This window comes from uncultured Methanobrevibacter sp. (assembly GCF_900314615.1).
In the GTDB taxonomy this organism is placed as follows: Archaea; Methanobacteriota; Methanobacteria; order Methanobacteriales; family Methanobacteriaceae; genus Methanocatella.
In genome coordinates this window covers 16,606-38,776 of record NZ_OMWA01000017.1, presented here as the reverse complement: position 1 = coordinate 38,776, position 22,171 = coordinate 16,606, and the positions used below count along the sequence as shown (strand labels likewise).

The 22,171-nt window shown below is 34.2% G+C and carries 26 protein-coding genes and 2 tRNA genes; 16 read left to right on the top strand and 12 right to left on the bottom strand.

The window, feature by feature from the left end; translation table 11 throughout:
- Positions 1-7: 7 nt before the first annotated feature.
- Both QZN33_RS06595 and QZN33_RS06590 read right to left on the bottom strand, forming a co-directional pair.
- On the bottom strand, positions 8-1,162 hold the full coding sequence (locus QZN33_RS06595; RefSeq protein WP_296790159.1) for a VWA domain-containing protein: 1,155 nt from the start codon (positions 1,160-1,162) through the stop codon (positions 8-10).
- 1 nt (position 1,163) lies between these two features.
- Positions 1,164-2,018 carry a MoxR family ATPase gene (locus QZN33_RS06590; RefSeq protein WP_296790158.1) on the bottom strand — a complete coding sequence of 285 codons (855 nt, stop codon included), beginning with the start codon at positions 2,016-2,018 and terminating at the stop codon, positions 1,164-1,166.
- A 114-nt stretch (positions 2,019-2,132) separates the two neighbouring features.
- Between QZN33_RS06590 and QZN33_RS06585 the strand changes: the two genes are divergently transcribed.
- Complete coding sequence (locus tag QZN33_RS06585; RefSeq protein WP_296790157.1) at positions 2,133-2,525, top strand: hypothetical protein; 393 nt, start codon at positions 2,133-2,135, stop codon at positions 2,523-2,525.
- 2 nt (positions 2,526-2,527) lie between these two features.
- Here QZN33_RS06585 and QZN33_RS06580 read toward each other — a convergent pair whose 3' ends face one another.
- Complete coding sequence (locus QZN33_RS06580) at positions 2,528-4,132, bottom strand: dihydropteroate synthase-like protein (protein ID WP_296790156.1); 1,605 nt, start codon at positions 4,130-4,132, stop codon at positions 2,528-2,530.
- Positions 4,133-4,417: 285 nt separating this feature from the next.
- Here QZN33_RS06580 and QZN33_RS06575 point away from each other — a divergent pair, with 285 nt between their 5' ends.
- Genes QZN33_RS06575 through QZN33_RS06545 form a run of 7 tightly spaced genes read left to right on the top strand, consistent with a single transcriptional unit; the run spans position 4,418 to position 8,878 of the window.
- Positions 4,418-4,939: a pyruvate ferredoxin oxidoreductase subunit gamma gene (locus QZN33_RS06575; protein WP_296790155.1), complete on the top strand. Its 522-nt coding sequence runs from the start codon at positions 4,418-4,420 to the stop codon at positions 4,937-4,939.
- A gap of 12 nt (positions 4,940-4,951) precedes the next feature.
- The gene (gene porD / locus QZN33_RS06570; protein ID WP_292746633.1) at positions 4,952-5,194 is read left to right on the top strand and encodes a pyruvate synthase subunit PorD; all 243 of its coding nucleotides are present in this window, start codon (positions 4,952-4,954) and stop codon (positions 5,192-5,194) included.
- Between the two features lie 13 nt (positions 5,195-5,207).
- The gene (gene porA / locus QZN33_RS06565) at positions 5,208-6,356 is read left to right on the top strand and encodes a pyruvate synthase subunit PorA (protein WP_296790154.1); all 1,149 of its coding nucleotides are present in this window, start codon (positions 5,208-5,210) and stop codon (positions 6,354-6,356) included.
- Between the two features lie 2 nt (positions 6,357-6,358).
- Entirely contained in the window at positions 6,359-7,228 is an 870-nt protein-coding gene (gene porB / locus QZN33_RS06560; protein ID WP_394347051.1) for a pyruvate synthase subunit PorB, read from the top strand.
- A gap of 9 nt (positions 7,229-7,237) precedes the next feature.
- Complete coding sequence (locus tag QZN33_RS06555; RefSeq protein WP_296790153.1) at positions 7,238-7,738, top strand: 4Fe-4S dicluster domain-containing protein; 501 nt, start codon at positions 7,238-7,240, stop codon at positions 7,736-7,738.
- A gap of 7 nt (positions 7,739-7,745) precedes the next feature.
- Entirely contained in the window at positions 7,746-7,985 is a 240-nt protein-coding gene (locus QZN33_RS06550; protein WP_296790152.1) for a 4Fe-4S dicluster domain-containing protein, read from the top strand.
- Between the two features lie 50 nt (positions 7,986-8,035).
- Positions 8,036-8,878: a fumarate hydratase gene (locus tag QZN33_RS06545; RefSeq protein ID WP_296790151.1), complete on the top strand. Its 843-nt coding sequence runs from the start codon at positions 8,036-8,038 to the stop codon at positions 8,876-8,878.
- 32 nt (positions 8,879-8,910) lie between these two features.
- Here the strand turns inward: QZN33_RS06545 and QZN33_RS06540 are convergent, their stop codons facing one another.
- The 5 genes from QZN33_RS06540 to QZN33_RS06520 all read right to left on the bottom strand — a co-directional run bounded on the left by QZN33_RS06540 (position 8,911) and on the right by QZN33_RS06520 (position 11,650).
- Complete coding sequence (locus tag QZN33_RS06540; protein WP_296790150.1) at positions 8,911-9,795, bottom strand: PhoU domain-containing protein; 885 nt, start codon at positions 9,793-9,795, stop codon at positions 8,911-8,913.
- 8 nt (positions 9,796-9,803) lie between these two features.
- Positions 9,804-10,703: a hypothetical protein gene (locus QZN33_RS06535; RefSeq protein ID WP_296790149.1), complete on the bottom strand. Its 900-nt coding sequence runs from the start codon at positions 10,701-10,703 to the stop codon at positions 9,804-9,806.
- A gap of 354 nt (positions 10,704-11,057) precedes the next feature.
- Positions 11,058-11,130: transfer RNA gene (locus tag QZN33_RS06530), tRNA-Thr, on the bottom strand.
- Positions 11,131-11,156: 26 nt separating this feature from the next.
- Positions 11,157-11,239 (bottom strand) — tRNA-Leu (locus tag QZN33_RS06525).
- Between the two features lie 57 nt (positions 11,240-11,296).
- Positions 11,297-11,650 carry a hypothetical protein gene (locus tag QZN33_RS06520; protein ID WP_296790148.1) on the bottom strand — a complete coding sequence of 118 codons (354 nt, stop codon included), beginning with the start codon at positions 11,648-11,650 and terminating at the stop codon, positions 11,297-11,299.
- A 140-nt stretch (positions 11,651-11,790) separates the two neighbouring features.
- On the opposite strand from QZN33_RS06520, the gene QZN33_RS06515 reads away from it, so the two are divergent.
- From QZN33_RS06515 to QZN33_RS06485, 7 genes are all read left to right on the top strand, one after another.
- Positions 11,791-11,958, top strand: coding sequence for a 4Fe-4S binding protein (locus QZN33_RS06515; RefSeq protein WP_342764142.1), 168 nt, complete (start codon positions 11,791-11,793; stop codon positions 11,956-11,958).
- A gap of 8 nt (positions 11,959-11,966) precedes the next feature.
- On the top strand, positions 11,967-12,734 hold the full coding sequence (locus QZN33_RS06510; RefSeq protein ID WP_296790147.1) for an adhesin: 768 nt from the start codon (positions 11,967-11,969) through the stop codon (positions 12,732-12,734).
- Between the two features lie 12 nt (positions 12,735-12,746).
- Positions 12,747-14,027: an oligosaccharide repeat unit polymerase family protein gene (locus QZN33_RS06505; protein ID WP_296790146.1), complete on the top strand. Its 1,281-nt coding sequence runs from the start codon at positions 12,747-12,749 to the stop codon at positions 14,025-14,027.
- 259 nt (positions 14,028-14,286) lie between these two features.
- On the top strand, positions 14,287-14,919 hold the full coding sequence (gene cbiM, locus QZN33_RS06500) for a cobalt transporter CbiM (protein WP_296790145.1): 633 nt from the start codon (positions 14,287-14,289) through the stop codon (positions 14,917-14,919).
- On the top strand, positions 14,912-15,226 hold the full coding sequence (locus QZN33_RS06495) for a PDGLE domain-containing protein (RefSeq protein ID WP_296790144.1): 315 nt from the start codon (positions 14,912-14,914) through the stop codon (positions 15,224-15,226). Before cbiM ends, QZN33_RS06495 begins: the two co-directional genes overlap by 8 nt.
- A gap of 112 nt (positions 15,227-15,338) precedes the next feature.
- The gene (gene cbiQ / locus QZN33_RS06490; RefSeq protein ID WP_296790143.1) at positions 15,339-16,169 is read left to right on the top strand and encodes a cobalt ECF transporter T component CbiQ; all 831 of its coding nucleotides are present in this window, start codon (positions 15,339-15,341) and stop codon (positions 16,167-16,169) included.
- 9 nt (positions 16,170-16,178) lie between these two features.
- The gene (locus tag QZN33_RS06485) at positions 16,179-17,018 is read left to right on the top strand and encodes an energy-coupling factor ABC transporter ATP-binding protein (protein WP_296790142.1); all 840 of its coding nucleotides are present in this window, start codon (positions 16,179-16,181) and stop codon (positions 17,016-17,018) included.
- Here the strand turns inward: QZN33_RS06485 and QZN33_RS06480 are convergent.
- From QZN33_RS06480 to feoB, 3 genes are all read right to left on the bottom strand, one after another.
- Positions 17,015-17,218 (bottom strand): hypothetical protein, encoded by a 204-nt coding sequence (locus QZN33_RS06480; protein ID WP_296790141.1) that lies wholly within the window; start codon positions 17,216-17,218, stop codon positions 17,015-17,017. The two genes, QZN33_RS06485 and QZN33_RS06480, sit on opposite strands and share 4 nt — an antisense overlap.
- A gap of 54 nt (positions 17,219-17,272) precedes the next feature.
- Positions 17,273-17,503, bottom strand: coding sequence for a FeoA family protein (locus QZN33_RS06475; protein WP_342764141.1), 231 nt, complete (start codon positions 17,501-17,503; stop codon positions 17,273-17,275).
- 128 nt (positions 17,504-17,631) lie between these two features.
- Entirely contained in the window at positions 17,632-19,650 is a 2,019-nt protein-coding gene (gene feoB, locus QZN33_RS06470) for a ferrous iron transport protein B (RefSeq protein ID WP_296790139.1), read from the bottom strand.
- Positions 19,651-19,897: 247 nt separating this feature from the next.
- Here feoB and QZN33_RS06465 point away from each other — a divergent pair, with 247 nt between their 5' ends.
- Positions 19,898-20,908: a lipopolysaccharide assembly protein LapB gene (locus tag QZN33_RS06465; RefSeq protein WP_296790138.1), complete on the top strand. Its 1,011-nt coding sequence runs from the start codon at positions 19,898-19,900 to the stop codon at positions 20,906-20,908.
- A gap of 719 nt (positions 20,909-21,627) precedes the next feature.
- Here the strand turns inward: QZN33_RS06465 and QZN33_RS06460 are convergent.
- On the bottom strand, positions 21,628-22,125 hold the full coding sequence (locus tag QZN33_RS06460) for a hypothetical protein (protein WP_296790137.1): 498 nt from the start codon (positions 22,123-22,125) through the stop codon (positions 21,628-21,630).
- Positions 22,126-22,171 lie beyond the last annotated feature (46 nt).

The following is a 22,171-nucleotide window of genomic DNA, read 5'->3' as shown; positions in this document are numbered from 1 at the left end:
TAACTACCTACATCTGTTCTACGAACTTGGCCAGCTGGTTTAATGTATTTACTTCAAAAACATGTGCGCCGGCTTCCTCATACAGTGACACGCAGCTGTCCACTACATCCCATTTGTTCTTATCTTCAGGATTCAGGATTACGACCTTTTTAGAATCCCTGACTATTTCTTCCAAAACTCCTACACTTGCAGGAATTCCGTTGACTTTCGGTCCTGACCAGTCCCTACAGTCAGATAAAATAATTACATAAGACTTGTTATTTATATTTGCCATGTCCTGAAACTTGGTAAAAGCCGAATACATGTCAGAGGTTCCGTGAACCATCATGTTCTTTACTCTCATGTCTTTAACCTTAACGAATGAATCTATGAGATATTCCTCTTTCAGAGCTTTTGTAGTTTCAATTACTTTGTTGTCAAATTCGAAGGTTCTAGATCTTTTAAATGCAGTTTGGGCTGAAAACATTAGCATGAAAAACCAGCTGCTGATCCATTCACATGACCCGCTGATATCATTTAAAAACAAATGTTCATTTTTATGAGGCCTTGGCTTTGCCTTTACAAGCTCAACAGGGACTCCGCCATACTTCAGGTTGGCTCTTATTGTTTTTCTCATGTCGATTCTGTTGGAACTGGATTTGACTTTACGTCTTGAACGCTTATTGGCTATTCTTTTACCCAACCTCTGACAGATTTCAAGCATCCTCGGGTCGAATCTGTTGAGTTTGGTCAAATCCTTGTTCATCAGCTCACCGTCCCTTTCAAGCTGTTTAACTTCTTCAAGGAGGGGCTGGCCGGAAAGCATCCTCAACTTTTCATTGTTTATTTTTTCCTTTTGAAGTTTCTGGAATGCGGTATTCTGCTTTTTGATAATGTATTTATTGGATTTCGGACCTGCTCCTCTGTAAGCCTTGCTGTGTTCAAGCGGATCAGATGCTTTATTCTGGACTTCCTCTTTGAAAATCTTTTCAAAAATCTTGTTGAATTTAGGAATGTCATATCTGTCCTTAACATATACCGCCATGAGAGCTGTTTTTAAAAGTAACCTGTCATCCTGACCTAAATCCTGATAGATTTGTACGGCAGATTGAGTGCTTCTGATACTTACAGGCAATCCTTCATCCCTTAACTGTGCAGACAGATTAGCAATTTTGGCAATCATTTTATCTTTTATGTAAAACGTCTTTGATAACTCTTTTCTTGTCACTTTCTGTTTTGATAGCAACGCCTATGCTGCTTTCAAGTGATTCATCGAGATTTTTAGTTCCAAGATTTGAAACTGATTTGACCCAGTCAACAGTTCCCCTTACAGAAGGCTTTTTCATCAGATTTAAATTACGGATGTTTTGAACCAGTTTTACAACAGTTGAAACAACCTCTTCATCTGCTTCAGGTATTTTGGATTTGACAATTTCTATTTCCCTTTCAACTGTAGGGTATGGAATGTATAAGAACAGACATCTGTCTTTGGTTTCATCAAGAAGTGACCTTTGGGAGTTGGATGTCAGTATAACTATCAAATCGTTTTGAAGCTGGAAGGTTCCCAAATCATTGATTGTGATTTCCCTCTCACCTAATGCCTGAAGCAGGAAACTTTCAACTTCTTCATCGGCTTTATCGATTTCATCAATAAGCAATACTGAATCTTTTTGGTTCATGAATGCGTTGAGAAGAGGTCTTTGTATGAAATATTCCTCATCAAAAATCTTTTCTTCACTGTTCTTGTCGTTTCTGGCAGCTTCAAGATGGAGCAGTTGTTTTTGATAATTCCACTCACCGACAATCTGTTCAAATGTTATTCCCTCATAACACTGAATCCTGAAAAAATCCCTTTCAAATGATTTTGCAATTACTTTAGCAAGTTCTGTTTTACCTACACCTGGTGGCCCTTCAATAAGCATTGGCTTTCCAAGTAAAAATGACAAATATACTGTTGTTGAAATCTCATTGTTTGAAACATAATCAGATTCCAGAAGCAGTTTATCAATATCTTTAATTGTAATATTTTCAGTCTGCAAAATTTAACCTTCTTAATTTTTATTATAAAGTAAATATATAATTATAAAATCATATAAAGTTATGTAATTAATTATATATTAACCTACATTAAATATTATAAACGGAGGTAAAATATGGATAAAGGCAATGCAATAATTATAATACTATTAATTTTTATTGTTATTAGTGCAGGCGCATATTTGGTTATTACAGGTGTTGGAATATCACTTAACCACAATAATCAAACTGAGCCTACTGTAAATACAACCCATACAAATACAACAAATACAAGTCTTAATACAAGCAGCAGTTCCCAGGACACCGCTAGAGATACAGGAATTTATGCTCCGGATTCATCTCAGAGCAGCAGTTCATCCAGTAGCAGCAGTAGTGTCAGCAGTGACAGCGGATACAGTTCCCAGTCATCCAGCAGTCAATCTTACACCCCAAGTTCTGACAGCAGTGCTTCTTCAAGCCAGCAGGCGGGACAGTCTGAAGGAAGCGCCAGTTCAGGAGACTTTGATTAAGACTAATTTTTAAACTCGTCAGGATTTTTGAACAATTCAAAATCCTGAACATATTCTTTTCCAGTAATCATCGCTATTTCTGCTTTTTGAAGTTCGGAACCTAAATATGCCGCATGTTCCATTCTTGTTACAAGTTCTTTTGAGATAATTTCTTCATAAACTTCTTTTGCAGAGTGACCGACAATAACCAGGTCGGCTTCGTTTTTCTTAAAATGAGTAGCAGTAATTCTGCTTTCAGCAACTGTTGTGCCGTAATCAACATTGATTTTAAAGCTTCCGGCTTTATCTCTAATGAATTTTAACGGACGTTCCTGTTTAATTTCTTCAACTCCGTCCAGTTCATTTAAAATTATATCGTTTCTTTTATGCTTGTCTTTAAATGCAACCAGATTAATTCCCAAATCTTTCGGAATGGATTTTCTGTGCTTTGCAAGAAACATCATTTTTGAAGCGGTGGCAAGTTCATACACACTTCCTCTTGTTTTTCCGCTTTCTTCCGGAGTAAAAAGAATGCTTACTCCAAGTTCCATTCCGATTCCTGCCAGAAGAACATTGACACCGCCGGAATCGGCATCCATAAGTTCAGTAACATTACCGACACCGAAAAACATCGGCGCAGGATTTGTTTTATGAAATTCATTGCATGCTATGATGGATTCCACTATACTTGAACTGTTTACCGGATCCAAAATCAGATCTGCAACATAGCGTAATCCTTCAGTATCCTTAATCAGCTGATGCATTGCCTCAACACGTTCAGCCGGAGATTTAGGTGATTTGCCCTGTGAAAAATTAGTTGGAAGCAATACTGCAGGAATATCCTTTTCCTTTAAAATTTCCTGAACTTCACTGTTGTTTCCCAAATCAAGGCTTAAAACAAAATCGATTCCATTTTCAGCAGCGACCTGTATTTCTTTAGGATTTAATGTGTCTATACTCAGTGGCCTGTCACCAACAATAGGTCTTAAAGTTTTTATCAAATCAGGGATTTTATCTGAGAAATCCTCTCCTGCAGCCATTCCGATATCAATCATGTCTGCTCCGGAATCTACAAAGTACTGGCATTTGTTGATTAATGCTTCTTTTGATAAAAATGGCGCATTAGCTATTTCAGAGAGAACCCTCATCGGAAAATCCTCACCGACAGGAAGATTTCTGATTTTGATGTTGTTTGGCTTTTGGAGAAGTTTTTCAATGTTTTCAGCATCATTTTCAAATTCTTCAATGAATTTGAAAGCTTCTTTACGTTTTTCCTCTTCAATCAACTTATCAGCAGGTTTATCTTCTGACAAATCAATGCTTCCCACCAGATTCAGCACCATTGCAAGATCTGCACCATCTGTGGAGCCCTTGAATGTTGGAATTCCAAGTTCCTTTGTGATTTCTTTTGTTCCTTTTTTAATCAGACCAGGAACTAGAATCATGTCTATTTCCTCCAGATGGTCAGAAAAACAGTTTTTGACTTCTTTAATAATTTGTCTTGGAGTCAGAAACGCTGCCACTTGAGTATTATCTGCAATATGGACAATAATATCTTCTTTTGAACCTGAAACTACTTCCTTAATCAAAGGATATGCCAACTCACCAGTAATTATTAAAACTTTCATATAACTCCAACCAAATTTTTTATAATAATTATTAGATTACTCTATTATATTAATATTATTTAATTTTATATTTCTCAAAAATTATCATCATATCTAAAAAGATTATAAAAATTCTATTAAAAAAGAATGAAAATGATAAAGCCATTATTAAATTTATAAACAAAAATCAAATGATTAAAACAAAAAAAATTAAACAAATTTATTCAAAAATTAAATTTAACATAAGATTTATATATTTTTAAATTTATAATGATTATACATGATAAATAATATGGAGGAGAATTAATGATTGAAATTCGTTTTCATGGTAGAGGCGGACAAGGTTCTGTAACTGCTGCTGAAATTTTAGCAAAAGCGGCTTTCAAAGACGGAAAATTTGTTCAGGCTTTCCCATTTTTTGGAGTTGAACGTAGAGGAGCTCCAGTTATGGCTTTCACAAGAATTGATGATAAGCCTATCGACTTAAGATATCAAATCTACAACCCAGACTATGTATTAGTTCTTGATGATGGATTATTAAATGTAGTCGACGTATTTGCTGGAATTAAAGACAATACTGAAGTAATTATAAACACCCAAGACTTTGAAGGTAGTGGAGAACACGTTGTCCACAGCATCGATGCAACCGGTATTGCACTTGACCTGTTAGGACGTAACATCGTGAACACAATTATTTTAGGATACTTTGCTAAAAAAACCAACTTAGTAAGTATTGAATCACTTATTGCAGTGATTAAAGAAACATTCCCTGGAAAAATTGGAGAGTTAAATGCAGATGCTACCAAAAAAGCTTACGAAATGGGATAATAAGGTGATATTATGGTAACTATAGGATGTGTAATTAAAACACCAGGAAGTAGTAAAAATAATAAAACTGGAAGTTGGAGAACTTTCAAACCTATATTAGACAAAGAAAAATGTATTGATTGCGATAACTGTATTGTATTCTGTCCAGATTCCAGCGTAAACAAACAACATGATATTGATTACGATTACTGTAAAGGATGCGGAATTTGTGCACACGAATGTCCTTCCGATGCAATCGAAATGGTAAAAGAATAAAGAGAGTGATTTAATGATAAGAGAAGTAATGACCGCAAATAAGGCTGTGGCAGAAGCTGCAAGATTAGCTAGACCTCAAGTTATTCCTGTTTATCCAATTACTCCACAAACTACAATTTCAGAGTACTTAGCACAATATGTTGCAGATGAAAAAATTGATGCTAAATATGTTAAAGTAGAATCAGAACACAGTGCAATAAGTGCTGCTGTTGGAGCTAGTTGTGCAGGAGTAAGAGTATTTACAGCAACATCCTCACAAGGATTAATGTTAATGCACGAAATTTTATTTGCTGCAGCAGGTATGAGAGCACCATTTGTTTTAGCAGATGCAAACAGAGCAATATCTGCACCTTTAAACATCTGGAATGACCAGCAAGATTCTATTGCACAAAGAGATGCAGGATGGTTGCAAATTTATGTTGAAAATGCACAGGAAGCATTAGATACCACATTAATGGCTTATAAAATTTCAGAAAACCCTAATGTACTGCTCCCATCAATGGTATGTTTAGACGGATTTATTTTAACTCACACAGTTGAACCTGTAGAAATTCCTGATCAAGAACCAGTAGATGAATTTTTACCTCCATACAAACCAGAACATTCATACCTTGATCCTAAAGACCCAATGTCTATCGGTAACTTAGCAGACCCTGATTACTATCTTGAAGCAAGACATGACATGCAGATAGCTATGGAAAACTCCATTGAAGTTATCCAAAAAACATGCGATGAATTTGCAGAAATATTCGGAAGACAATATGGTCTTGTAGAACCATACAAAACAGAAGATGCTGAAATCATCTTTGTTGCTATGGGTTCTCTCTGCAGTACCATCAGAGTTATTGTTGATCAGTTAAGAGAAAAAGGCGAAAAAGTAGGATTGCTTAAAATCAGAGCTTACAGACCATTCCCAGTTGAAGCTATTGATGAAGCTGTTAAAAATTGTGACAGATTAGCAGTTATCGATAAAAACGTTACTTTCGGAATTGGTGGAGCATTATACACTGATATTAAAGCTAAAATCCACAAAGATGCTTACGGATTTATTGCAGGTTTAGGTGGAAGAGACATTACACCTGAATCAATCTTAGAAGTATACGAAAAAACTAAAAATGTGCCTGAAAAAGAAGTCACATGGATTGGACTTAAGGAGGAATAAATATGGTGGACATACCTGATAAAAATTTATTAGCACCAGGACACAGAGGTTGTGCTGGATGTGGTGCATCAATTGCAGTTAAATTAGCTTTAAATGCATTAGGTGAAAATACCGTAGCTATTTCCGCTACAGGTTGTCTTGAAGTTATGACTACACCATACCCAGAAACAGCTTGGGAAGTTCCGTTCATTCACGTAGCATTTGAAAACTCCGGTGCTGTAGCATCTGGTGTAGAAAGTGCATTAAGAATCCAAGGAAAAGATGATGTTAATGTTATTGCTTTCGGTGGTGACGGAGGTACTGTAGATATCGGTCTTCAATCATTATCCGGAGCTATGGAAAGAGGACATAACATGACCTACATCTGTTATGATAACGAAGCATATATGAATACAGGTATTCAAAGAAGTGGAGCAACTCCATTCGGTGCAACTACAACTACCTCACCTAAAGGAAGCGCTAGTTTCGGAGAAGACAAACCTAAGAAAAATATGCCTATGATTATGGCAGCACATGGAATTCCATATGTAGCAACTGCATCCATAGCTTATCCAGAAGATTACGTTAAAAAAGTTAAAAAAGCAGCTGAAACCAAAGGACCGGCTTACATCCACTTACAGCAACCTTGTACTACAGGTTGGGGATTCGGTTCCGATAAAACTATCGAAATGGGCAGATTAGCTGTTGAAACCGGATCTTGGATTTTATATGAAATCGAAAACGGTGAATTTGAAATTACCTACAGGCCTGAAGAAAGAAAACCTGTAAAAGAATACTTAGCACCGCAAAAAAGATTCAGACACTTAGATGATGAACTTATTGAAAAAATCCAAAAATACGTCGATGCAGAGTGTGAAGAATTAGGATTATAAGGTGGTACAATGGAAAAAATTTCTGTAAATAGCAATTTATGTGACGGATGTATGAACTGTGAAAACATGTGCGCATCTGTTCATAAGGCTAGTAGAATAAAAATAGTAGAATACCATTCTTCTTTTTATTCCATTGTATGTCAACACTGTGAAAATGCACCATGTATTACAATCTGTCCGACAGAAGCTATTTCAGATGACGGCGTCGATATTACAAAATGTATCGGATGCGGATTATGTGTAATGGCATGTCCATTTGGTGCAATGACATTTGAAGCAAATATTGCTGAAAAATGTGACCTCTGTGCTGACAGAGAAGAAGGACCAGCATGTATCAAAGCATGTACTAAAAGAGCTATTAGTATTCTTGATCCTGCCAAAGTCAAATCCAAAAATCAGGAAAAATTCCTGGCTAAAATGGCTGGATTATATGAACCTAATACCAGAAAAAGTGGCTTTGTCCATGTGTTAACAAGTCAAGCAAGAGCAAGACTTGTTCTAGAAGAATAATAAAATTATGTTTAATACAGGAAATTGTACTGACTGTACAACCTGCGGAAGCTGTCAACAAACACCAAATGTTGACACTCCATCTTTATTTTGTATGCACTGCCAACCATCAGAAGCGCCATGTATGAAAGTCTGTAGTGAAAATGCTGTTGAAGTACTGGGCGGAGCCATAACCATCAACGGTGAAAAATGCACAAAATGCCGAGATTGTGTTGAAGTTTGCCCGATTAATGTAATTAAAATATAAATATTTCAAAAACCAAAAATAACATTAATTAATTTTAAAAGGTTTTTATTTTGATTACTAAAGAGATTATTAAAGATACTGTTTATGAACTTTACAGGCAAGCTGCTATCGTTCTTGGTGACGATGTAAAAAAATCACTTGAAGATGCTCTTAAAATAGAAGAACATGAACTTGCCAGGCTAAATATTGAAGCTATTTTAAAAAATATTGAACTTGCAAAAGAAAAAGGTATTCCGATGTGCCAGGATACAGGTCTGCCAGTAGTTTTTGTCAAGTTAGGTAATGTTGAAGTTGAAAATTTACGTGAAGGAATCGAAGAGGGAATTAAAAAAGCCACAAAAGAGATTCCGATAAGGCCGAATATTGTTGATCCTCTGACACGTGAAAATACAAACATCAACATCGGAGACTACATTCCTCCAATCGATATCGAACTGGTTGACGAAGATTATCTTGAAATAACAATATTGCCTAAAGGATTCGGTTCTGAAAACAACAATGCACTGAAAATGGCACTTCCTGCAGAAGGAATTGAAGGAATTAAAGAGTTTGTTGTTGAGTCAGTCCTTAAAGCAAAAGGAAAACCATGCCCTCCAACAGTAATCGGTGTTGGAATCGGAGGAACATCAGATTTATGTTTAAAATTAGGTAAAAAAGCATTGCTTGGAAAAGTCGGTGAGAGAAATCCTGACCCTGAACTTGCAAAACTTGAAAAAGAAATTTTAGATGAAATCAATGCATCAGGAATCGGACCTATGGGCCTTGGAGGTAAGACCACTGCATTGGATGTTAAAATATTAAAAGCCCACACCCATACTGCAGGCCTTCCTGTCGGAGTATGTGTACAGTGCTGGGCAGACAGGCATGCTACAAAAAGAATATACGATAATTAATTAACCAAAAAAACCATCGCCAGATATTTTTTTTATCTAAATGACCTTGGAGTGATTGGTCTTGGAATATTTTCATGAAATTCAATGGCTACATCCATCATTTCAACGGAAATATCTCCAATTCTTTCAAAGGCTTTGATAACCCTAAATAAATATATAAAATAGTTTGAACGCTCTTTTTCATCAAATGAAAGTTCAGCCATCTGGGTTGCGATAAGGTTTATGGATTTTGACTGAAGGATATGAATTGAATCTTCCAGCTCCATCAGGTCATCCCTGATGACAGTATCTCCTTCAATGAAAGCCTTCATAGCCAGACGAATCATTTTTTGAGCTGTCTTGTACATCTTTTTCAGTTTTCTCAAGACATTTTCATCAATTTCATAAACATCATTGATTACGAATTTGGCAATATGGCCGCAATAGTCTCCAATACGCTCCAAATCAGATGCGATTTCAGTGTAAAGCATTGATTTTGAAAACTCGGAATGCTGATTAATGCTTACAATAGTTTCAACAGAGGTCCTGACTTTTTCAACTAAATTGTTTGTAGTATAGTCCATCTCCAAAGCCTTATTTGCCTTTTCCACATCATGGTCAACAATGGATTCAAAGGATGCCTCAAGCTGAGAGTGGACATGACGTGCCATGTTGGCCAGCATGTCATTGATTAAAACATTACCGGGACTATTTTTTGGACTGGAATACTCTTCAAATGTTTCAGAGAATTTTTCATAGCTTTTCAAATCAATCATGTATGCCCTTTTTATAGTTCCGTCCTTAACAAGCGGCTGGAGAAGTTGGGTTACATATCTGCGGGAGATGCCCAGCTTTTCAGCTATCTCGTCCTGTGTTGAGGGATTTTCATACAAAATCAAATCCAGTATCTCTTTTAGTGTTTTGTCCCGTTTACTCATAGTCACCACTATTTTTTATAGTCATCCAACAAGTCATTTGATTCAAAATGAATCTTATCTGAAGATTTATTAACACCGCTTTGAGGTTTTTGATTGGATACCTGATTGTTTTCACGGATATTCCTGTTGAATTTAACATTTGCTGATTGCTGCGGCCTGTTATGTGAATGTCTTACAGTGCGTTTAGGATATTGTTTTTTTACTGTCCTTTGATTGTTAGCGTAATCAGTTTGAGCTGCTTTGTGATGAACATGCTTTGGAGCATCATGAAAAACAGTTTTATTTATCGGATTATGCTGTACAGGTTGAGCGTCATTATCAGAGTTTCCTGCCAGATTCAAAATTCTCAGTATTACAACTGAAAGCAATATGAATGCAATGATAGCTATAGGCAAATCAAAGTATCTGAATACTACATCATAGAGATTTGTTATAACATTGCCCGCATCAACAAATCCTCTAGCTAAAAATATCAGCCCTACAAAGACCAATATAATACCATGTTCCTTTTTAACAAATTCAGGTTTCAATACTAAAGGATATGCACTGATAACCAGTAATGCAAGACCTAAAATCCTATATAAGTTATTATTTACTAAATTCTGAATAATCATATAGAAATTTACAAATCCATAAGGTAACAGTCCACTCTCTGCAAGTAAAGCGAAAATTAATAATAGCTGAATTATTGCAATGACGACCAGAGGGAACACATATGCAACTTCCCATTCAAAGCTAGGTTTGAATGATGCATTTGAAACAGGATGTTCAAGCGCTTCGGAAAGCATATTATATAGAACAGATGAAATTACTGATCCTATAACAGTACCTGCAACTCCTAAAATAGAGGTCAAAATTGCAACAAATGCAGAAATACAACCAACTAAAATAAGTTTTTTATAATTCATAATTTTCACCTTAATAAATTTTAATAATTAATATAATTTTTAACCAATTTAAAGTTTAAGATTAATGAATAATTTAAATTTTTTGATTTTGGTTGAAAAATAATAAGCTCAGAATATTGACGAATGTCTAAAAATAAGTAGGTGTGATGGGATTCGAACCCACGAAGCACTAAGCAATAGGCCCTGAACCTATCTCATTTGACCACTCTGACACACACCTATACGATTGATTTTAAGTCTCATAATACTGAATCATAATCATTCCTGATTTGAAATGATTCAATTGAATACTATAAATTTGATTTGAATAAAACATTGTAATAAATTCAAAAATAGTATTAAAAACAAAATGAGAGCTTTAGGGGGGATTCGAACCCCCGACTTCCACCTTACCAAGGTGGCGCTCTACCGGCTGAGCCACTAAAGCAATATCGAGAAAAATAATATAAATAGTGCAAGGGAAGGGATTCGAACCCTCGAAGGCCTATACCAGAGGATCTTAAGTCCTCCCCCTTTGGCCGCTCGGGCACCCTTGCATACAATATTGATATTGTACCCCATAGTATATAAACGTTACGGTAAAACCATGAAATTTAAACTAATCCATTATTGAAGGAATATAACCATAACGAAACAGAAGTTAAAATTAAAATCACAATGAGCCATACAACAATAAATACTTTCTTAGGATCTGATTCGCCCTTTGTAATATATTTTTCACCCTTTACATCGCTTGATCTCTCACGAGTATTCTTGTAGAAATCATCATTTCTAAGATAGTTGTAAAATACTCTTGTAATGAGATAGAAGAAAAAAAACATTGCAATGCCTATGATTGGGAGCAAACCACCATTGAGAAACATGACAGAAACTGCTGAAAATAAAAGTCCCAGAAATATAAAAAACAGGGCTGAGAGAATCATTGAAATAGTCTTGTTGAAAATCATATGTTCACCATATAACACATTGGCGTTCATATCTAATAAAAGTTTAGGAATGCCTAATTAAATTATTACTAAAAAACTATATAAATCTTAAGATAATATATTTAATTATATTTTTTTAAAAATTTTTAATGGTGTATCAATTGAAAGTAGATATGGAAGAATGCGGAGTTTGTGAAGATTGTATTGATGTATGTATGGAAGAAGCTATCACTAGAAGAGCTTACACCATAATTATTGACCCTGACAAATGTGATAACTGCGGAGAATGCGTGGATGTCTGCCCAGTTGGCGCAATATATGAAGAATAACGATTTTTATGAAAATTAAATTTACATTAATTGATTATTTAATAATCATACTGGTAATATGTGCTGTGATATTTGCATTTATACATATTACAACAGACGACTCATCAGACATTAAAAAAACTGCTTTTGATGCATCGACAATGAATAAACTACCTGAAACCTACCTGAATTATTATAAAGACGGATATATTGTAAAATCCAACGTTAAAGGTTCCAATTCAACAAATGGAGAAAAAGTATCCCTGAACGGTACAGTGAAATGGGTAGATGAAGGATCATCCGTTAAAGTTTTAATTGAATCAGATAATGGCACTTACATTACAGGACTGTATAAAAACGTTCCGGAAGCAGACATTTACATAGATTCAATATCCCTTGAAACTGACGGCAGCGTTTATGACAATTTAACCGAGTTCAAAGTTAAATCACAAAACATTACTTCTTTAAATGATTTGAGAAAGAATCTGACCAATGACCATTATGATATTTCCACAACAGTTGCACTGGATTCACTTGACAGCGCAAAAATGCAGGAACTTGAAAATGCCCTCGCAGAACACAGCAAAAGATTTGCAATTAAGACTACAACTTCAGAATATGATAATCAGCTTATTATAACAAAAGCAGATAAACAGACTTTGGATGATGGAAATTCAATCTTAGGTAATGTAAACGGCATGACTAGTGAAATTTTCATTAGAATTTACAATTGCAGTGACAAAGACATAGAAAACATTAAAAATAACTATGATGTAATCAATATTCGAAATTTTTAAGTTGTGTAAACTATGAGTGTGATTTATTCTACTTTAACATCCTTAATAAATAAAATAAGTGATGAATTTCACAAATCTTTTTTATTTACCGCAATATTTACTATTTTAGGATTTATAGAAAATCAATGGATCAACAGCTTTTTTAAAAAACTCTATCCTAGTGAAAACTTTCTGAATTTTTTAAATAAGAATCAGATTCTGAAAAATCACATTTTCAATCCGCTTATTGTGCTTTTTGTCTTTGCAGTATTTCTATTGCTGGCACTGAATTCCGTTTCCGGAAGTTTAGCCATTACATTAATGCTGGCCTTTGCAGGTTTTTTTATTGGATGCGCCATACTTCCAAGATATTTCCTAAATGGAAATACGGAAAAAATTTTGCAATTTAAAAGAAAAGACATGTATTCAATCGGATTCTGTCTGATATTGGTCAGTATCGTATTTTTCTTTATAAGCGTTGCTTCAGTTGGAGGAATCCCTCTTTTAAAACCTTCAATTAGATATTTATTAAAACCAATCTTTACAATGCCCGTATTTTTAATTATACCCGGAACCTGCCTTGTTGCAAGTGCATATCTGAAGGATTATCAGGACAATGAAATCACCCGTTCACAGGCAAGATTCAGATTCCTATTTTTACTCGCTATTGACTGTGCATTTTTATTGCTTCTAGGTTATAGGACACCACTACTTGCAGCATTTCTCATCATAATTATCATAGGTTTCTATGGAAATATTGTTTCTCTTTGGGAAGTTGTAATTGGAGCACTGCTTGGTATAGGTGCAATCATTGGGATTGGTTATTTTCGTTCACTTGGAGAGATGACAATAACATCATCAACAAGTCCAATATATTCTCTTCAGTCAAGAGCAGACTTTACCCTGCATGTTTTAAACCTACTTGATTTTATTGGAGGCAACTTCGGACTTACACATGGCAAAATGTTGGCCAGTTCAATTCCAGGCAGCGATCTTGGACCAAGAATGATGGTGGGAAAACTTATTGCATGGAGAACTGAAGTAACAGTAACCCCAACACTTATAGGCCAGATGGTGGTTGACTTCGGTAAAGCTGGTGTCCTTATAGAGATGGGCATTTTAGGTTTCGTATTGGGCATAGGATTTAAAATTATGAGAAAAACTAAAAATTATTTTTATATAGGAATTTACTCTTTAATTTTAACATACTCCATTTTAGGCATTGAAACCGGAATTCTGGACATTCAAGTCCTGATATATTTCATAATTGCAATTCTAATTTATTTAATTAACATCGTAAAAACTAAAAACTAATCTTTTTTTGAACTTTGAAGTAATACATTCATTAAAAAATAATACTAAAAAGTATTACTTTAATAATCTTTATATACCAAAATAAAATTAAAATATTAAATGTCAAGCAGAAAAAAGGGTTTTTTAACCATTATACTTAATAAAACTCAAAATTAACTTGATATTACTAAAAAGATTAAAAAATAATACTATTGAGTAATACTTATTTATAAATAAAAATTTTAAAAAGTATTACTCACATAAAATGGAGGAAATTAATATGCATATACCTGACGGATTTATACCTATTGCACAATGTCTCGTATACTACGTAATACTTATTGTTGCATTATACTTCTCTGTGAAATGGGCAAGATCCAATTTAGATGAAAAACGTATACCTCTCCTGGCAGTTCTTGCAGCAGGTATTTTTGCTATCATGTCCATGAATATGCCAATTCCATTCGGTACAAGCGGACATATGGTAGGTGGAGCTTTAGTTGCTATCGTATTTTTAGCTCCAGAAGCTGCAGTATTAGTATTTACAGTGGTTTTACTCATCCAAGCATTAATATTTGGAGATGGAGGAATTACAGCCCTAGGAGCAAACGTACTAAACATGGCCATCATTGGAGGTTTTGTAGGATTATACACCTTCAAAGGATTGAACGGAGCTATTGGAAAATATCCTGCTTCAGCTGTCGCAGCATGGCTTGCAACAGTTGTTGCAGCATTGGCATGCGCTATTGAAATGGGAATTGCAGGAACATTCCCAATGAATATCGGTATTCCATCAATGGTATTATACCACTTATTTATTGGAATAATCGAAGCAGTATTGACTGTGATTGTTCTTGCAGCATTAGACAAATTCAGACCGGATTTACTTGCATGGAACAAAGGAGATGCGTAAAATGGATAAAAAAGACAAAACATTAATAGCAGTCGCAGTTGTAATTTGCATTGTGATTTGTGTCCTCTCACCATTCTTAGCATCTGGTGATCCCGACGGACTTGAAAAATCAGCTGAAGATTCAGGACTTGCAGAAGACTTTTCAGTTGAAGAAATTAAAGGAATTCCAGAAGCGGCTTTCCCAGATTATGCATTTGCAGATAATCCTGATAACCAAGGATTACAAATTGTAGCCCTGGTTATAGGAGTTATAATAACTCTAGTAGTAGGATTTGGAGTTGCATACGTAGTGAAAAGTAGAAATTAAACTTAATTTCTATCTTTTTTCTTTTTTTTAAACAGCAATTGAAAATTACTAAAAATTACATAACAAAATAATAATATATTATAAATTTTTAATATTATACTAGTGAATAAATATGGTCGATATAACACAAATAATGAGATTTGATGATTTGGCATCAAAAAACAGTCCCATACACAATTTAGAGGGAAGGATAAAATTAATCTCAACAATTTTCATCATATTAGTCTGTGTTATTTCAAAAGAGTTATTTATTCCAATAATGCTTGAAATATTTTTACTAATCATACTTAAGTTAGCCACATTATCCTATTGGGATTCTGCAAGAAGACTGTTAATGTTACTGCCATTTGGAGGAGCAATTATAATTTTTCAGCCTTTTATTCAGCCGGGAAACATAATATGGAGCTACTCATGGTTACATATCACTGATTTTGGACTCAACTGGGCAATTTTATTATTAGTCCGTATGATTGTATCCTTAACTACAATCATCATATACTCATCAACAACACCGCTTCAGGAAATGGCAAGTTCTTTTAGGAAACTAAAAATGCCCAGAGACCTGGCAATGATTTTATCAATTATGGTGAGATTTCTGTTCTTATTTGTTGATGAACTTGCAGCAATACGCAAAAGCCAAAAATCAAGAAACTTTAACATTCATTCTAAAAACACACCATATAAATGGAGAGTAAAACAGGTAGGATACACCATAGGAATGATGTTTCTAAAAGCATATGAACAGGGAGAGAGAGTTCACAAAAGTATGGTAAGCAGAGGATTTTCAGATACCTCAGAAATGTTTGATGAAAAGAAATCTCCTGAAAGAAGCGATTATTTATTCTTACTTTCAATAATCATTATAGTAATTGCTCTGGAAATCATTATCTTTAACTTTTCAGGACAGTTAGGTTACTTTGGTCAAAATTTAGCAATCAATTAGGTGGCGAATATGGAACAAATTCATTTAGAGACAAAAAATTTATCTTTTACATATCCTGATGGGACACAAGCTTTAAAAAATGTTAATATTCAGATTAAAAAAGGTGAAAAGATAGCCATTATGGGACCTAACGGTGCTGGTAAATCAACACTTTTTTCTCACTTTAACGGTTTAAGCGAACCTACATCAGGCCATGTTGAAGTTGATGGTGAAAAGATTATTTTTGAGCGTGATGAACTGCTTAAAGTAAGGCAAAAAGTAGGAATTGTATTCCAAGATCCCAATGACCAGCTGTTTGCACCGACAGTTAAGGAAGATGTTGCTTTCGGACCGATGAATTTGGGCCTTGACTATGACAAAGTTAATGCTAGAATTAAAGAAGCTTTAGAAATGGTCGGCATGAGCGGATTTGAAGATAAAACACCACACCACTTAAGCGGAGGCCAGCAGAAAAGAGTAGCCATTGCCGGAATTATTGCAATGAGACCTGAAATAATGATACTTGATGAGCCAACAGCAGGACTTGACCCTGAAGGTGTCGATAAAGTACTGGACATTTTAAATAATTTAAATAAGGAAGGAATAAGTATTGTAATCTCATCACACGATATAGAGATGGTAAATCATTTTGCAGATAAAATCTTTGTCCTATATGGCGGAGAAATAATAGCTCAAGGAGATAAACATCAAATATTTTCAGATAAAGAATTACTAAAAAAAGCTCACCTAAAAGCGCCGATTACGACTGAAATATTATATAAACTAAAAGAAAATGGATTCAATGTAGATACCAAAAAAATAAGCATTGATGAAACTGTTGAAGAAATATTAAAAATGAAAAAAGTTTAATTTGTTGACTTTTTTCTATTTTTAAATCTATTTTTTAATTTTGTGATGAATTCGAATTCTTCATCAAGTTCTGGATGATTTCCAAATCCGCAGTTAGGACAGTGAACCTGATTGCAGTTGTCATGTTTTCCACAACTGGAGCATCCACGATTTTCCAGTTCATTTTCATCGAACTCGAAACCGCACATTCTACATTTCATATATAACACCTGTTAAAAAAAAATAGTTAAAAAAAATAAATGAAAAATTGAAGTTTATTCTACTTCAATATTTTCAGCTTCTTCTTTACGAAGACAAACATCATATCCTTTTACACTCATTTCGATAGGATCTCCTAAGGTAGCTACTTTTTTAACTTTGATTTTAGCCCCTTTAATAAAACCCATACCTAACAAGTGTCTTCTTAAACCTACATCACCAGTTTCGTGGTATTTTACCAAAGTCACTGTTTCGCCAGGTTTTACATCTTTTAATGTTTTCATCATATCACCAATTAATAAATAATATAAATTTTTAGGTATACTTAACTTTGTTCTACCTGATATATAAATATTTAGTTATGACTAAAAATTTAAAGACAGGATGATATAATCATCATCCTTTAAGTTCAACCTTATCCGAATCCTGCTAATAAACCTACATTGTAGATTAAGAAGGAAACGATATACGCAGTTACTAAGGTAATACCTGCCATTGTTAACGGCCATTTCCAGCTGTTGGTTTCCTGTTTGATTGCACCGATTGTAGCAAAACAAGGTACATACAGCAGACAGAATGCCATGAATGAATATGCAGACAGTGGTGTGAAAATTTCCTGAACCACTGACATAGTACCTTCTTCATCATCTTCTTCAAGTCCATTAAGTGTAGCGAAAGTAGATACAACAACTTCTTTAGCAACTAAACCTGTGAGGACCGCAATACCAGCCTGCCAGGTTCCGAAACCAAGAGGGATTAATATTGGTGAAATTATACTACCAATCATACCAAGAATACTTTCCTGTGATCCGTATTCAACACCAAATGGTAAGGAGCTTAAAATCCAGATGATAATTGCGGAACCAAGAATAATAGTACCTGCTTTTCTGAGGAATCCTTTGGTTTTCTCCCAGGTGTGTAATAATACACCTTTTACGGAAGGGATTTTATATGTAGGAAGTTCCATTACAAATGGAGCGGATATTCCTTTAAACATTGTTCTTTTAAGAATACCTGCAACAATAAGTGCAACAACAATACCTAAAAGATAGATTGAAAGTAAGATTAAACCTTCATGTGCAGTGAAGAATGCACCGACAAAAATACCATAAATTGGTAATCTTGCACTACATGACATGAATGGGATAAGCATCATTGCAAGTAAACGGTCAGATTCATTTTCCATGGTTCTGGTTGCCATAACTGCTGGAACTCCACAACCAAATCCTAAAATCATAGGAATGAAAGCTTTACCGTGAAGACCAACAACAACATGCATAATTCTATCTAAAGTGAAAGCAGCTCTTGCTAAATAACCGCTGTCTTCTAATATACTTAAGAATAAGAACATAAGAATAATTTGCGGCAAGAACACAAGTACTCCACCTACACCCCCGATAATACCTTTTTCTAAGAAGGAACCGAGAACTTCATTTCCAACGGCACCTGCCAGGTATTCACCTAACCATGCAAAACCTGCGTCTATTAACTCACAGAACGGAGTTGCAATTGTAAATGTCAAGTGGAATAATAAGAACATTATAACAATAAATATGATTGGAGCCAGTACTCTGTTAGTTACATATTTATCTATTTTATCAGTAGTGGATTCTTTTTCAACAGCAGGTCTTTTAACAGCTTCAGCCATTAACCCGCCAATATATGCATATCTTGCGTTTGCAACAACTTCTTCTGCACCTTCATCATAAAGGTCATGAAGGTGGCCTGCAACTTTGTCTACTTCTTTCATTATTGCAGAGCTTTGAGAAGATCCTTGAACTTTTTGTATAACAATTGAGTCTCTTTCCAATAATTTGATTGCAGTCCATATTGAAGGAACATCCAATAAATTATTGTCTTTTTCGATTAATGCCTGAAGATCACCCAAGTGTTCTCTTAATTCATCACCATATGCCAGTTTCGCACTGGAGTCAACTGGATTTTTAGACTGTTTTTCAACAGTTGTTAACAATTCCTCAAATCCGTCGCCGTTTTTAGCATTGATTTCTACAACTGGGAATCCTAAAAGTTCACTCATCAGTTTAATATCGATAATGTGATCTTTTTTCTTAGCAAAATCGTTCATGTTAAGTGCCATTACTAAGTTAGCACCTAATTCCATCATTTGAACTGTTAAATATAAATTACGTTCCAAATTAGCAGCATCAACCACGTTAACAATAACATCAGAATCATCATCTACGATGAAATCTCTTGATACGATTTCTTCCATAGAATGAGCACTTAATGCATAGTTACCCGGCAAGTCAATAACATCATATTTGTAACTGCCGTGTGAAAAGCTACCTTCAGCTCTTTCAACAGTTTTTCCAGGCCAGTTACCTACATGCTGACGCATACCGGTTAACCTATTGAATACAGTAGTTTTACCCACATTCGGGTTTCCTGCCAATCCAATAATTAAATCTGTCATTAACCATTCTCCCGTTTTTATTAACTTTTTTGAATAATATTTTACGTTTTAAAATATTATTCCTTACTAAAAAAATTTTTTTAGTTTAAGTTTATAAACCCTAACAAAAAATTAGGTTAACCTAAACATATTAATATTTGATTTTATGTTATTTAAATATTTAGGCATGCCAAAGAAAAAAATAAAATATTTATATTAAAAAGTAATTATACATATTACAAAAAACGATTTTTACTAGGTTGATATAATGAGTAATGCTGTTGAACAAGCCCAAAAATATATTGAAAATGAAGAATATAAACAGGCACTTAAACTTGCTCGGAAAAGACATGGAAAAGACGATATTGATGAATATCTGACAATTTTAGATATGTTAAACGATGCAGGTTACATATTAGCCCTCGAAGAAAAAGGATTATATTATCAATATTATGATGAAAACCATGACAACGGAGATTACGGTGAAAAATACTTCAATGCATACCTGGAAAAACAACCTAGATCAATCAATGTAATCTGTGACAAGGCACTGTCACGATTCAATAAGGGAAAAATCGATGAATCAATTGAATTGATGGATAACGCTTATGACAAATACAAATCATATTCCAAAATCGAAAAACCAAGAATCAGCAAAAATGAAGTGCTGATGGGAAAAATCGAATTGCTGATTCAGGCAAAAAGATATAATGACGCTCTTTTATACCTCAACAAATATGAAACCCTCACTAACGGAGATGAAAAATCCGATTTATATAAAGGCGTGGCACTGCAGAAAATGGGAAAAAACAGTGAAGCTATTGAATATCTGGACAAATCCCTGCAGAATGAAGACACCCTTATGGCTTTAAACTCAAAAGGAGATGCACTGTTTGAACTTAAACAGTATAAAGATGCTTTAAAGGCATATGATATGTGTATCCAAAAGGAAAGTGCAGTAAAAGAGGATTTGGAAATGATTACAAATTTCAATTATAAGGCAGCTTACTGCTGTGTCAATCAGGGAAACGATGGTGAAGCTATAAAATACCTAAATAAGACCATTAACTTTTTAAACGAAAAAGGCAGACTTCCAAACGATATAGAAAAAATTTATCAGAAATGTTCCTTTGAAAAGGAAAGAATCATGAAAACAGGACAGGTCAAGGATCAGGAATTTAAGAAAACAAGATTCATGCCTATGAAAACCTCCCTCATCATATTAGCAGTAATTCTAGTATTATATGTCATATTAAGATTGCTCGGATACGGAAACTGAGATTACCTTAAATCACCATTATTTTTTTAATTTTAATTTTAAAATCAAAACTTTTATATAGTAAAAATAACTATTGTTATATAACATAAGTTATTTTTTATGTTGAGTTTTCCAGGTTAAAAATTTAGGCATGCCTAAAAATTTAGAAACATTTATATACTAGGAAAACAAACTTTAATACAAGTGACATAAATTTAGGTACGCCTAAATTTTCACTTAAACAAAACATATTATCAGTCGATAATAATACAATCTCCAAAATAAATATTTGATATTGAATTGGCTTTTCACAATTTTCTAATTCAATATCGGGAAAATTTATCTGCCAAATTTTCCTAAAAAAACAATTGGTGTTTATAACTCTCCTCAACCAAATAAACACCAACTACTCTATTTTTAAGATTTGAAATTTTTCAAGTTAATCCCACTGAGTATTCTCCATCCAATTCATTAAAAGTATGATTATAGTCTTTTACTTAATGTTTTTACCATTTTTTGTAAAATTATTCTTGGGCAGTTATAAACTATTGTTTATAAGATTAATCAAGCTATCTCCCGTTGACTGACGGGTTCACAAATGTTTTTTAATTAACAAGTTTTAATAAAATTTACAAAATAAATATTTGATATTGAATTGGCTTTTCATAATTTTCCAAAAAAAATAGCTGGTGTTTATTACTCTTCAAAAATAAACACCATTATTATCTTATTAACGAATTTTAAGGCCCTTCACCATCGTAGGTTGCAGCATCATCATAGATTTCTTCATCCCAGTAGTTATACTCAATGTAGTCATCAATTTCCTGGTTTAATCCCCAGTTGTGATTGTCATAATAAGTATATGCGTCAAAGCCGGAACTGGTGGATGTGACAGCAACATCCTGAGTTTTTGAAACGGATTTATATTTTTTATCTCCATCGAATTTTACTTTAACATTGTATGTTCCTGGATCATATTTAAGACGAAGAAACTTGCTGTAGGGCGCATACGCCCATTTATAATTACCGTTTGAATCAGTAATGATGTAGTGAAGTTTACCTGAGCTTTTAATCTCCTTTCCATGGCTATCAACAAGCTTGATTATGATTACTCCCTTGCCGTTCAGCCACTTGTCAGTGGAGATTTTTACGTTTACATTTTCCTTTGCAAAAGCTGGAGTGAGCAATACAGCAGCAACCCCAATTATTGCCAAAATGATGATGATTTTTCTGTTCATAATAATCACTGTGACTATATTGTTACAAATAGTATTTAAACATTGA

Bases quoted from the DNA above. Each gene is read 5' to 3' on its own strand.
- QZN33_RS06595 (WP_296790159.1), bottom strand. From the start codon at position 1,162: ATGATTGCCAAAATTGCTAATCTGTCTGCACAGTTAAGGGATGAAGGA.
- QZN33_RS06585 (WP_296790157.1), top strand. From the start codon at position 2,133: ATGGATAAAGGCAATGCAATAATTATAATACTATTAATTTTTATTGTT.
- QZN33_RS06580 (WP_296790156.1), bottom strand. From the start codon at position 4,132: ATGAAAGTTTTAATAATTACTGGTGAGTTGGCATATCCTTTGATTAAG.
- QZN33_RS06575 (WP_296790155.1), top strand. From the start codon at position 4,418: ATGATTGAAATTCGTTTTCATGGTAGAGGCGGACAAGGTTCTGTAACT.
- porD (WP_292746633.1), top strand. From the start codon at position 4,952: ATGGTAACTATAGGATGTGTAATTAAAACACCAGGAAGTAGTAAAAAT.
- porA (WP_296790154.1), top strand. From the start codon at position 5,208: ATGATAAGAGAAGTAATGACCGCAAATAAGGCTGTGGCAGAAGCTGCA.
- porB (WP_394347051.1), top strand. From the start codon at position 6,359: ATGGTGGACATACCTGATAAAAATTTATTAGCACCAGGACACAGAGGT.
- QZN33_RS06555 (WP_296790153.1), top strand. From the start codon at position 7,238: ATGGAAAAAATTTCTGTAAATAGCAATTTATGTGACGGATGTATGAAC.
- QZN33_RS06550 (WP_296790152.1), top strand. From the start codon at position 7,746: ATGTTTAATACAGGAAATTGTACTGACTGTACAACCTGCGGAAGCTGT.
- QZN33_RS06540 (WP_296790150.1), bottom strand. From the start codon at position 9,795: ATGAGTAAACGGGACAAAACACTAAAAGAGATACTGGATTTGATTTTG.
- QZN33_RS06535 (WP_296790149.1), bottom strand. From the start codon at position 10,703: ATGAATTATAAAAAACTTATTTTAGTTGGTTGTATTTCTGCATTTGTT.
- QZN33_RS06520 (WP_296790148.1), bottom strand. From the start codon at position 11,650: ATGATTTTCAACAAGACTATTTCAATGATTCTCTCAGCCCTGTTTTTT.
- QZN33_RS06510 (WP_296790147.1), top strand. From the start codon at position 11,967: ATGAAAATTAAATTTACATTAATTGATTATTTAATAATCATACTGGTA.
- QZN33_RS06505 (WP_296790146.1), top strand. From the start codon at position 12,747: ATGAGTGTGATTTATTCTACTTTAACATCCTTAATAAATAAAATAAGT.
- cbiM (WP_296790145.1), top strand. From the start codon at position 14,287: ATGCATATACCTGACGGATTTATACCTATTGCACAATGTCTCGTATAC.
- QZN33_RS06495 (WP_296790144.1), top strand. From the start codon at position 14,912: ATGCGTAAAATGGATAAAAAAGACAAAACATTAATAGCAGTCGCAGTT.
- cbiQ (WP_296790143.1), top strand. From the start codon at position 15,339: ATGGTCGATATAACACAAATAATGAGATTTGATGATTTGGCATCAAAA.
- QZN33_RS06485 (WP_296790142.1), top strand. From the start codon at position 16,179: ATGGAACAAATTCATTTAGAGACAAAAAATTTATCTTTTACATATCCT.
- QZN33_RS06480 (WP_296790141.1), bottom strand. From the start codon at position 17,218: ATGAAATGTAGAATGTGCGGTTTCGAGTTCGATGAAAATGAACTGGAA.
- QZN33_RS06475 (WP_342764141.1), bottom strand. From the start codon at position 17,503: ATGATGAAAACATTAAAAGATGTAAAACCTGGCGAAACAGTGACTTTG.
- feoB (WP_296790139.1), bottom strand. From the start codon at position 19,650: ATGACAGATTTAATTATTGGATTGGCAGGAAACCCGAATGTGGGTAAA.
- QZN33_RS06465 (WP_296790138.1), top strand. From the start codon at position 19,898: ATGAGTAATGCTGTTGAACAAGCCCAAAAATATATTGAAAATGAAGAA.
- QZN33_RS06460 (WP_296790137.1), bottom strand. From the start codon at position 22,125: ATGAACAGAAAAATCATCATCATTTTGGCAATAATTGGGGTTGCTGCT.